Source organism: Aeromonas sp. SrichE-2G, from assembly GCF_017939565.1.
Taxonomy (GTDB): Bacteria; Pseudomonadota; Gammaproteobacteria; order Enterobacterales; family Aeromonadaceae; genus Aeromonas; species Aeromonas taiwanensis.
The window spans coordinates 76,972-86,801 of record NZ_JAGKRG010000058.1; the positions used below are offsets into that span (position 1 = coordinate 76,972).

General features: G+C 62.2%; 7 protein-coding genes, 2 tRNA genes and 1 pseudogene. 6 read left to right on the plus strand and 4 right to left on the minus strand.

All coding sequences use genetic code 11. The features are described from left to right. Positions 1–11 precede the first annotated feature (11 nt). Entirely contained in the window at positions 12–1,142 is a 1,131-nt protein-coding gene (locus J9885_RS19770; RefSeq protein WP_210550506.1) for a NapC/NirT family cytochrome c, read from the minus strand. A 286-nt stretch (positions 1,143–1,428) separates the two neighbouring features. Here J9885_RS19770 and J9885_RS19775 point away from each other — a divergent pair, with 286 nt between their 5' ends. Next, entirely contained in the window at positions 1,429–3,405 is a 1,977-nt protein-coding gene (locus J9885_RS19775; RefSeq protein ID WP_210550507.1) for a DNA topoisomerase III, read from the plus strand. 67 nt (positions 3,406–3,472) lie between these two features. Here J9885_RS19775 and J9885_RS19780 read toward each other — a convergent pair whose 3' ends face one another. Then, complete coding sequence (locus tag J9885_RS19780) at positions 3,473–4,828, minus strand: TrkH family potassium uptake protein (protein WP_210550508.1); 1,356 nt, start codon at positions 4,826–4,828, stop codon at positions 3,473–3,475. Next, complete coding sequence (locus J9885_RS19785; RefSeq protein ID WP_134694305.1) at positions 4,825–5,478, minus strand: TrkA family potassium uptake protein; 654 nt, start codon at positions 5,476–5,478, stop codon at positions 4,825–4,827. The genes J9885_RS19780 and J9885_RS19785 overlap by 4 nt, the downstream gene beginning before the upstream one ends. 140 nt (positions 5,479–5,618) lie before the next feature. On the opposite strand from J9885_RS19785, the gene murB reads away from it, so the two are divergent. Together murB and birA are read left to right on the plus strand one after the other, a co-directional pair. Then, on the plus strand, positions 5,619–6,656 hold the full coding sequence (gene murB, locus J9885_RS19790) for a UDP-N-acetylmuramate dehydrogenase (RefSeq protein WP_210550509.1): 1,038 nt from the start codon (positions 5,619–5,621) through the stop codon (positions 6,654–6,656). After that, a complete protein-coding gene (birA, locus tag J9885_RS19795; RefSeq protein WP_043762493.1) occupies positions 6,653–7,618 on the plus strand; it encodes a bifunctional biotin--[acetyl-CoA-carboxylase] ligase/biotin operon repressor BirA in 966 nt (321 codons plus the stop codon). The genes murB and birA overlap by 4 nt, the downstream gene beginning before the upstream one ends. Before the next feature lie 79 nt (positions 7,619–7,697). On the opposite strand, the gene coaA is transcribed toward birA, so the two are convergent. Beyond that, positions 7,698–8,636 (minus strand): type I pantothenate kinase, encoded by a 939-nt coding sequence (gene coaA / locus J9885_RS19800; RefSeq protein WP_043762495.1) that lies wholly within the window; start codon positions 8,634–8,636, stop codon positions 7,698–7,700. A gap of 263 nt (positions 8,637–8,899) precedes the next feature. Between coaA and J9885_RS19805 the strand changes: the two genes are divergently transcribed. From J9885_RS19805 to J9885_RS20035, 3 genes and pseudogenes are all read left to right on the plus strand, one after another. Further along, positions 8,900–8,984, plus strand: a tRNA-Tyr gene (locus J9885_RS19805). A 38-nt stretch (positions 8,985–9,022) separates the two neighbouring features. Beyond that, positions 9,023–9,097, plus strand: a tRNA-Gly gene (locus tag J9885_RS19810). 172 nt (positions 9,098–9,269) lie between these two features. Then, positions 9,270–9,830 (plus strand): annotated as a pseudogene (locus tag J9885_RS20035) (GTP-binding protein); the annotation flags it as partial.

Sequence of the window (9,830 nt, forward strand, 5' to 3'; positions counted from 1 at the left end):
CTGTTCCGGCCTTAGTGGGCCGCGCTCATGTCACTGGCGTGTTTCTGCACGTATTGGGTGAGCATGCGAGCCTGCTCCGGGGTGAGGGAGGTACGGGACTCCATCCCCTTGATGACGCCGATCCACTGGTTGGCATTGAAGTGGTCGAGCGCGGTGAGACCGTGGCAGCCGGTGCAGTTGTTGGACATCAGGGTGGAGGCGTATTGCCACAGTTTGCCCTGATCGCCGATGAGCTGGCGCTGGTCGACCCAGGCGGTCAGGCTGACCTGATGCCAGGTGAGGTTGGTGGCGCTGTCGGTCTCGCTCTTGCCGGTCACTAGGGCCTTTCTGGCGGCCTCGCCGACCAGCACGCTCAGGATCCGTTTGCCGGGAGCGGCGTAGAACACCTCGCTCACCCCGTCCTGCTGCCAGCCGTCGATGCGCACCTGGGCGCGGCCGTTGTCGCTGGCCAGGATGGCGACCTGGGTGGAGGGCATCAGGGTGCCTTCATCCGTGGTGGCCTTGGCATCCAGATAGAGCGGGGTGGTGGCGATGGCGTAGCGGGTGGTGACCGAGGTGGGCGTCTGGGCGGCAGCCGCGGCCAGTTCGCTGGCACCGGCGGCGGCCAGCTCGCTCATGTCGGGCATGATGTGGGCGACGCCGCGGTGGCAGTCGATACAGGTCTGTCCCTCCTTGATGGCGACCGGGTGCTCGGCGCGGGCGTTGGGGCGCTGGGCCAGGATGTCCATGGCGGCGTAGCTGTGACAGCTGCGGCAGGTGGCGGAGTCGTTGGCCTTGAGCTGATCCCACACCGACTGCGCCATGCGCAGCTTGTGGGCCTCGTATTTTTCAGGGGTGTCGAGGGTGCCGATCGCCTCGTGATAGATGTCCTTCACGGCGCGGATCTTGGTCCAGAGGTAGGAGGCGGGATCATTGGGGATGTGGCAATCGGCGCACTCCGCACGGATGCCCTTCGCGTTCTGGAAGTGGACGCTGCCCTGATACTCGGCGAGCGGGGTCTGCATGGTGTGGCAGGAGACGCAGAACTCGGTGGAGCTGGTCTTGTGCAGCACGGTGACGGTGACCCCCAGTGCGGCAACCCCCAGCAGGGCTCCGAGCAGCAGGAGCCAGAACCAGGTCTTTCTCAGCATTTTTCCAAGCATGGCGACAGTGTCCTTCGAATCGGGTAATACCAATATAGTAGTAGTCTTGGGATTCACGGGGTTGACCTTGGTCATGACTTTAATTTCGAGTGAAAACTTTTTTTTGTTCGAAAGTTTTATATTTCTATAGTTTTCCGTATATAAGCCGATCTTTGCCTGCGCACGGGGAGGGACGTCGCAAAGGATGGAGCCTCCGCCTGCAGGATCGGCTGGTCAGCCCGGGCTTGGGCTTTGTGTGGCGAGAGATGTATACTGTTCGCATATACAGTATCCAGGTGTGTCTGTCATGCGACTCTTTATCGCCGAGAAACCCAGCCTTGGCCGCGCCATCGCCGACGTCTTGCCCAAGCCCCACAAGAAGGGGGAAGGGTTCATCGAGACGGCCCAGGGGGATGTGGTGACCTGGTGCATCGGCCACCTGCTGGAGCAGGCAGAGCCCGATGCCTATGACGCCGCCTTCAAACAGTGGCGGATGGATCACCTCCCTATAGTGCCGAGCCAGTGGCAGCTGGTGGCCAAGACCAAGACCAAGGCCCAGCTCGCCGTCATCAAGCGTCTCATCAAGCAGGCCGACTGCGTGGTCAACGCCGGTGACCCGGACAGGGAGGGGCAGCTGCTGGTGGACGAGGTGATCGACTTCCTCGGCTACCCCAAAACCAAACCGGTGCAGCGCTGCCTCATCAGCGACCTCAACCCGCCGGCGGTGCGCCGTGCCCTCGACAAGCTCAGGGACAACAAGGAGTTCGTGCCCCTGGCGGTGTCGGCCCTGGCCCGCAGCCGGGCAGACTGGCTCTATGGCATCAACATGACCCGCGCCTATACCCTGCTGGGCCGCAAGGGGGGCTGCAGCGAGCTGCTCTCGGTCGGTCGGGTGCAGACCCCTTTGCTCGGGCTGGTGGTGCGACGGGATCTCGAGATTGAGGCTTTCGTCCCCAAGCCCTTCTACGAGGTGCTGGCCCACTTGGTGACAGACAACAACGAGCGTTTCAGCGCCAAGTGGCTGCCCTCCGAGGCTTGCTTGCCGTGGCAGGACGAGGAGGGGCGGGTGCTCAACCGGGCGCTGGCCGCCAAGGTGGTGGAGCGCATCCAGGGGCAGTCCGCGCAGGTAGAGGAGGTGGAGGAGCAGGCCCGCAAGCAGGCGGCGCCGCTGCCCTACAACCTCTCCAGCCTGCAGATCGATGCGGCCAAGCGTTTCGGCATGGATGCCAAGCGGGTGCTGGATGTCTGCCAGAGCCTCTACGAGCGCCACAAGCTCATCACCTATCCCAGATCGGACAGTCGCCATCTGCCGAGCGAACACTTCAACCTGGCGCCCCAGGTGCGGGAGGCGATCGCCGCCACGGCCCCGGCGCTGGCCAGGGCGGTGAACGAGGCGGACGGCAGGATCCGCAGCAAGGCGTGGAACGACGGCAAGGTGGATGCCCACCACGCCATCATCCCCACCGAGAAGCGCGGCAACGAGGGGAGCCTGGGGGCCGACGAGGCCAAACTCTATGGCCTCATCGCCCGCCAGTATCTGCTGCAGTTCTATCCGCCGTTCGAGTACAACGACAGCAAGGTGCTGCTGCGCCTTGCCGGCGGCCTGTTCCAGGCCAAGGCGCGCCGCATCCTCAAGGCGGGCTGGAAGGCCTTGCTCGGGGTGGAGGAAGATGACGATGAAGAGAAAGCCGGCACTCTGCCCGCCCTGAAGAAGGGGGAGCAACTGCTTTGCGAGCGGGGGGAGTTGCTGGAGAAGATGACCCAGCCGCCCAAGCCATTCACCGACGCCACCCTGCTGGCGGCCATGACCGGCATCGCCCGCTACGTGCAGGATCCCGAGATCCGCAAGACCCTGCGGGAGACCGACGGCCTCGGCACCGAGGCGACCCGGGCCGGGATCATCGATCTGCTGTTCAAGCGCCGCTTCCTGGTGCGTCAGGGCAAGAGCATCAAGGCGACGTCCACCGGACGAGCCCTGGTTCAGGTGTTGCCTGCCAGCGCCACTACGCCGGACATGACGGCGCTGTGGGAGCAGAGCCTCGGCCAGATCGCCGAGCGCCACGGCAGCTACCAGCAATTCATGGGGCCCCTGACCGAACAGCTGCACGGGCTGGTGGAGGGGGCCAGGCAGGATTCCGGCGCCAGCTTCAATGCCCTGCCAAAGACGGCGCCGGGGGCGGCCAAGCGACGCTTCACCCGACGCAAGAGCGCGGCCCCCGCCAGCGCAGGTGGGGGTGGCCGCAAGAGCACGGGCAAGCGCTCGAGCGGGAGCAAGGCCGCCTGAGCTGACAAGCGTTGAACGCAAGAGAGGGGCCAGGGGCCCCTCTCTTCATTCGCTTGCATGCAAAGGATCACCCCGTGTAGACGCTCTCTTCCGGATAGCGGATCCGGGTCTCGCTCGGTCTGGAGAGCATGATGGCCAGGGTCAGCGGGCCGAGACGGCCGCAGATCATCACCAGCACCAGGATCAGCTTGCCCGGTTCGCTCAGGGAGCCAGTGATGCCGGTCGAGAGGCCGACGGTGGCAAAGGCCGAGACGGTCTCGAACATGATCTTGTCGAAAGAGTGTGACTCGGTGAGCATCAGCAGGAACATCGCCAGCATCAGCACCATGGTGCTGACGATGATGATGGCCAGTGATCGGGTCACTATCTGGGGGGAGAGTGTGCGGCCATAGGCGGTGACATGGGGTCGTTTGGTCAGGAAGGCCCGGGTCGCCAGCAGCACCACGGCGAAGGTTGTCACCTTGATACCGCCCCCCGTCGATGTCGCCCCGGCCCCGATGAACATCAGCATCATCATGAACAGCAGTGAGGCCGGCACCATCTGGCCGATGTCTATGGTATTGAATCCTGCGGTACGGGCGGTCGCAGACTGGAAGAAGGCGGCCAGTAGTTGACCGCCCAGGTCGGCGTTGCCGAAGGTGCCGGGATTGTTGTGCTCCAGCAACCAGAACATCAGGGTGCCCAGCAGCAGCAGTGCAGGGGTCATTACCAGCATCAGCTTGCTGTGCAGTTTCAGCTTGCGCCAGCGACGGTGACGCACCAGATCGACGATGACGGTGAAGCCGACGCCGCCGAGGATGAGCAGGGCCGGAATGGTCAGGCTGATGATGGGGTCATCTCTATAGTCCATGAGATTGTTGGCAAACAGCGAGAAACCGGCGTTGTTGAAGGCGGATACCGCATGGAAAAAGCTGACGTAGAGGCCGTGGGACCACCCCATTTCGGGTACCCAGCGAATGGCCATGATGGCGGTGCCGATCAGCTGGGCAATCAGGGCAAACAGGACGATGCGCTTCACCAGCTGGACGATGTTGACCGATCCTTCCTGCCCCAGCGCCTCCTTGGCCAGTACCTGCTGGCGCAGGCCGACCCGTTTGCTGAACATGGCGATGAGCAGCAGGGTCATGGTCATCTGGCCCAGCCCGCCTATCTCCATCAGGATGAGCAGGATGATCTGTCCCTGCAGCGTGAAGGCCGTACCTGTATCCACCACCCCGAGACCGGTCACGCTGATGGCAGAGGTGGCGGTAAACAGGGCGTTGATGAAGGTGACCTCGCCCTTGTGGCTGGAGGGTTGAACCAGAAACAGGGTGCCGACCAGCAGGATGATGAGGAAGCTGCCGAGGATCAGCCTGGCTTCACTCCAGCGGGAGTTGTCCTCCCGATAGAGGGTGAAGGTGTAGTTGCTGCGCCAGTTGATCATAGGGTGTCGAGCCAGTGATCGATGGCGTGCTTGTTGCCGGCCAGGATCAGGATGTCACCGAGCTGCAGCTCCATCTTGCCGGTCAGCACGTTGTGCAGCACCTCACCGCGTTTGATGGCCAGTAGCTGGAAGTCGCTCTGCTGCAGCAGGTGCAGATCGGCCAGAGTGCGGGCGTTCTGTTGCAGACCGATCACGAACTCGGTCAGCACCATGTCGTGGCCCAGCTCCAGATAGTCGAACAGGCGGTTGTCCAGCATGCTCTGGGCTACCCGGCGCCCCATGTCCCACTCGGGGTTGATCACCTTGTCGGCACCCACCTTCTGCAGGATCTTGGCGTGAAACTTGTCGCGCGCCTTGACCCACACCTTCTTCACGCCGGCCTCTTTGAGCACGAGGGTGGTGAGGATGCTGGTCTCGAGGTTGTCGCCGATGGCGACGAAGACGATGTCGAAGCTGGCCAGCCCGAGTTCGGCGACTGTGGCCTCGTCGGTGGCATCGGCGACGATGACATGGTTGCACAGGGTGGCGATCTGGCGGGTCTTGCTCTCATCGATGTCGATGGCCAGCACTTCGGCATCCTGCCGCTGCAACTCTTCACACAGCGCACTGCCAAACAGGCCGAGACCGATGACGGCGAATTGGTTGTTCATTCATGCCTCCTCAGGGGGTCGAAGAAGTTACTCTACTCCAGCGGATTGAGTCCGAGAAGTCTGAGTCCGATCCGCACCCGGATTTTTCGTCCTGCACGATCTGGGGTAAACTGCGCCCCTGATCTTGTCGGGACACACAGATGAAACTCACCCCCCATGCCCCCTTGTCGACCCTCAACACCCTGGGCCTCGAGGCTCACTGCCTCTGGCTGGCAGAGGTGACCCAGCTCGATGACCTCGTGCAGCTGCGAGCCAGCGCCGAGCTGAGCGCCTTGCCGCGCCTGGTGCTGGGAGGGGGGAGCAACATCCTGTTTTGTGATGACTTTGCCGGCCTGGTGGTGCACAACGGCATGAAGGGGATCGCGGCTCATGACGAAGGCGAGCACTGGCTCCTGCATGTGGCGGCGGGCGAGAACTGGCACGAGCTGGTGTGCCATGCCCTGCGGCAGGGATGGCACGGATTGGAGAACCTGGCGCTGATCCCCGGCACCGTCGGTGCCGCCCCGGTGCAGAACATCGGGGCCTACGGGGTCGAGCTGGCCAGCGTCTGCGCCTACGTGGAAGCATTCAACTGGCAAAGCGGCGAGCTGGAGCGCATCGCCGCAGCCGACTGCCAATTCGGCTACCGTGATAGCATCTTCAAGCACGACTACCAGGACAGCCACTTCATCACCGCGGTCGGGTTGCGCCTGCCCAAGGCCTGGCGACCGGTTGCCGGTTATGGCCCCCTGGCCGCACTGGGCGAGGCTCCGACGGCGCAAGCCATCTTTGATACCGTCTGCGCCACCCGCATGACCAAGCTGCCAGACCCGGCGATACTCGGCAACGCGGGCAGCTTCTTCAAGAATCCCGTGGTGCCCGCCGCACTGGCGGAGTCCCTCAAGCGGAAATACCCCCAGATGCCGCTCTATCCGGCGGGTGAAGGGCTGGCCAAGCTGGCGGCGGGGTGGCTCATCGATCAGTGCGGGCTCAAGGGCTTTGCCATTGGCCGCGCCGCCGTCCACCAGGAGCAGGCACTGGTGCTGGTCAACCTCGGTGGTGCCAGCGCCATGGAACTGATCGCCCTGGCGGCCCATGTCCGCGACACCGTGGAACAGAAGTTCGGCGTGGCGCTGGAACACGAGGTGCGCTTCATGGGAACACAAGGCGAGACCTGGCTGGACGAGGTGCTCTCATGACCCTGACTCCCATCAGACAGACCCTGATCGGCCTGCTGAGCGACGGCCAGTTTCACTCCGGCGAACAGCTGGGCGAGCAGCTCGGCATCAGCCGGGCGGCGGTGAGCAAGCACATGGCCGCGCTCAAGGATCTGGGCCTGGATCTGTTCAGCCTGACCGGCAAGGGCTATCGTCTGGCGGTGCCCATGGCGCTCTACGACGAGGCTCAGTTGCGGGCGCAGGCTCCCATGGCACCGGTGCATTGCTTCCCGGTGATCGACTCCACGAACCAGTATCTGCTGGAGCGTGTCAACCAGCTGAGCACCGGCGAGAGCTGTCTGGCAGAATGCCAGACCGCCGGACGGGGGCGCCGTGGCAAGCCCTGGGTCTCCCCCTTCGGTTGCCAGCTGATCCTGAGCATGTACTGGCGGCTGGAACAGGGCATGGCGGCCGCCATGGGACTGAGCCTGGCGGTCGGGGTCGCCGTGGTGGAGGCGCTGGAATCCCTCGGCTACCCCGGAGTGGAGCTGAAGTGGCCCAACGATCTCTACTATCAGGGCCGCAAGCTGGCTGGGATCCTGGTGGAGATGAGCGGCAGTGCCGGGGCCAGCTGCCATCTGGTGATAGGGGTCGGCCTGAACCTGGCCATGCCACGACAGCAGGGGGAGAAGATCGACCAGGCCTGGTCCGAGCTTCGCCACATCCAGCCCGAATTGGTGGATCGCAACCAGCTGGCCGCCTCCGTGCTGCTGCATCTGCAGCAGGCCATGCAGACCTTCGAACAGACGGGGCTGACGAGTTTTGTCGAGGCGTGGAACCGGCTCGATCACTTTGCCGGTCAGCCGGTGAAGCTGCTGATGGGGGATCAGGTTATTCGCGGAACGGCCCGGGGGATCGACGATCGCGGCGCCCTGCGTCTGGAGACGGAGGAGGGGATCAAGTACTACCTGGGGGGGGAGATCTCCCTGCGCCGGGGCGACTGAGCGAGCATTGTCCGCTCGGGATAGCGGACATGAAGAGGGGGCCAGTGGGCCCCCTCTGCTTTTGTATCGAGCGTTGCGGCTACTTGCGCAGCTTGATCTGCTCTATGGCGTGCTGGTTGCCCTTGGTCAGGATCAGGTTTGCACGTTCCCGGGTCGGCAGTATGTTTTCGACCAGGTTGACATAGTTGATCTCTTGCCAGATCCCGGAGGCGACGGCCACCGCCTCGCCATCGCTGAGCTGGGCATAGTGATGGAAATAAGAGTTGGGATCGGAGAAGGCGCCGCTGCGAAACTTGAGGAAGCGCTCTATGTACCAGCTCTTGAGCAGGTCTGCCTCGGCATCCACGTAGATGGAGAAGTCGACAAAATCCGACACAAAGACGCGATGGGGATCCTGCGGGTAGTCCATGCCGCTTTGCAGCACGTTGAGCCCTTCCAGGATCAGGATGTCCGGCTGCTCCACCACCTTCTTCTCGTCGGGCAAGATGTCGTAGATGAGGTGGGAGTAGACGGGGGCCTCGACCCTCTCGTGGCCGGCCCGGACATTGGCCACAAACTCCACCAGATGGCGGATGTCATAGGATTCCGGGAAGCCCTTTCGGCGCATCAGGCCGCGGGCCTCCAGCTCCTTCTTGGAATAGAGAAAGCCATCCGTGGTGATGAGTTCGACCTTGGGGTGTTCCGGCCAACGCTCCAGCAGGGCCTGCAGGATCCGCGCCGTGGTGCTTTTTCCACCCGCCACGCTGCCGGCGATGCTGATGATGTAGGTGCCCTTGCCGCGGGACTGGCCCAGAAACTGTTCCAGCACCCGGCTGCGGCGCTGCTTGGCCTTGACGTAGAGATTGAGCAGGCGGGAGAGGGGGAGATAAATCTCTTCCACCTCCTGCAATGACACCTTCTCGTTGATCCCACGCAGGGTCTGCAGATCGTGCTCGGTCAGGGTCAGGGGGACCGCATCGCGCAATAACGCCCATTGTTCGCGGGTGAATTGCAAATAGGGGTTATGCTCTGTCGTCATGGTGTCATCACTGTTTCTTGGGCAGGGCGACCATACACCAAGGGGTCGGGAGCGACAAGGGACCTGTCTGGCCGTGACCGAGAAGGAGCGTTTTTTTGCATAGATCCCGGCAATAATGCACATTTTGCAAGGCGCAATGGTTGCATCCCCAAAATCCTTACCATAAAATGCGCGACGCTTGGATGTCTGTCGCCTATTTGCCCAGCAAAAGCGACAAAAACAACGGGTGCAAGCAGAATTACCGTTGTGGCATTTGTGCAACTGGAGGGGTTCCCGAGCGGCCAAAGGGATCAGACTGTAAATCTGACGGCTCTGCCTTCGAAGGTTCGAATCCTTCTCCCTCCACCATATTTCTCTGCGGTTTGAGTTCTTTGGGTTAGAGAAATGCGGGCATCGTATAATGGCTATTACCTCAGCCTTCCAAGCTGATGATGCGGGTTCGATTCCCGCTGCCCGCTCCAAGATGCTGATATGGCTCAGGTAATTCTGAAAGCCACACCCTAGGGTGAGTTCGGCAATCGAACCAGCCTGTCAGCACCAGCCTCTCTACTCCCCCTGATTCAAATCCATCATATAAACTGTTCTGTGGTTAGCTTGCCACCGCGTACTCAGCGTTAGTTTAGAGGGACGATCATGTCTAAAGAAAAATTTGAGCGTAATAAACCGCACGTTAACGTGGGTACCATCGGCCACGTTGACCACGGTAAAACCACCCTGACCGCCGCCATCACCAACGTGCTGGCCAAGCACTTCGGTGGTAAAGCTTTCGCCTTCGACCAGATCGACAAGGCACCGGAAGAGCGTGAGCGTGGTATCACCATCAACACCTCCCACGTAGAATACGACACCGCTACCCGCCACTACGCTCACGTAGATTGCCCGGGTCACGCCGACTACGTTAAAAACATGATCACCGGTGCTGCCCAGATGGACGGCGCAATCCTGGTAGTAGCAGCGACTGACGGCCCGATGCCGCAGACTCGTGAGCACATCCTGCTGGGTCGCCAGGTAGGCGTTCCGTACATCATCGTGTTCATGAACAAGTGCGACATGGTCGATGACGAAGAGCTGCTGGAACTGGTCGAGATGGAAGTTCGCGAACTGCTGTCCGAGTACGACTTCCCGGGTGATGACCTGCCGGTAGTACGTGGTTCCGCACTGAAAGCGCTGGAAGGCGAAGCTCAGTGGGAAGAG

Coding starts and splice junctions, on each gene's coding strand:
- birA (WP_043762493.1), top strand. CDS start 6,653: ATGACCCTGACTCCCATCAGACAGACCCTGATCGGCCTGCTGAGCGAC.
- J9885_RS19775 (WP_210550507.1), top strand. CDS start 1,429: ATGCGACTCTTTATCGCCGAGAAACCCAGCCTTGGCCGCGCCATCGCC.
- murB (WP_210550509.1), top strand. CDS start 5,619: ATGAAACTCACCCCCCATGCCCCCTTGTCGACCCTCAACACCCTGGGC.
- J9885_RS19770 (WP_210550506.1), bottom strand. CDS start 1,142: ATGCTTGGAAAAATGCTGAGAAAGACCTGGTTCTGGCTCCTGCTGCTC.
- J9885_RS19785 (WP_134694305.1), bottom strand. CDS start 5,478: ATGAACAACCAATTCGCCGTCATCGGTCTCGGCCTGTTTGGCAGTGCG.
- coaA (WP_043762495.1), bottom strand. CDS start 8,636: ATGACGACAGAGCATAACCCCTATTTGCAATTCACCCGCGAACAATGG.
- J9885_RS19780 (WP_210550508.1), bottom strand. CDS start 4,828: ATGATCAACTGGCGCAGCAACTACACCTTCACCCTCTATCGGGAGGAC.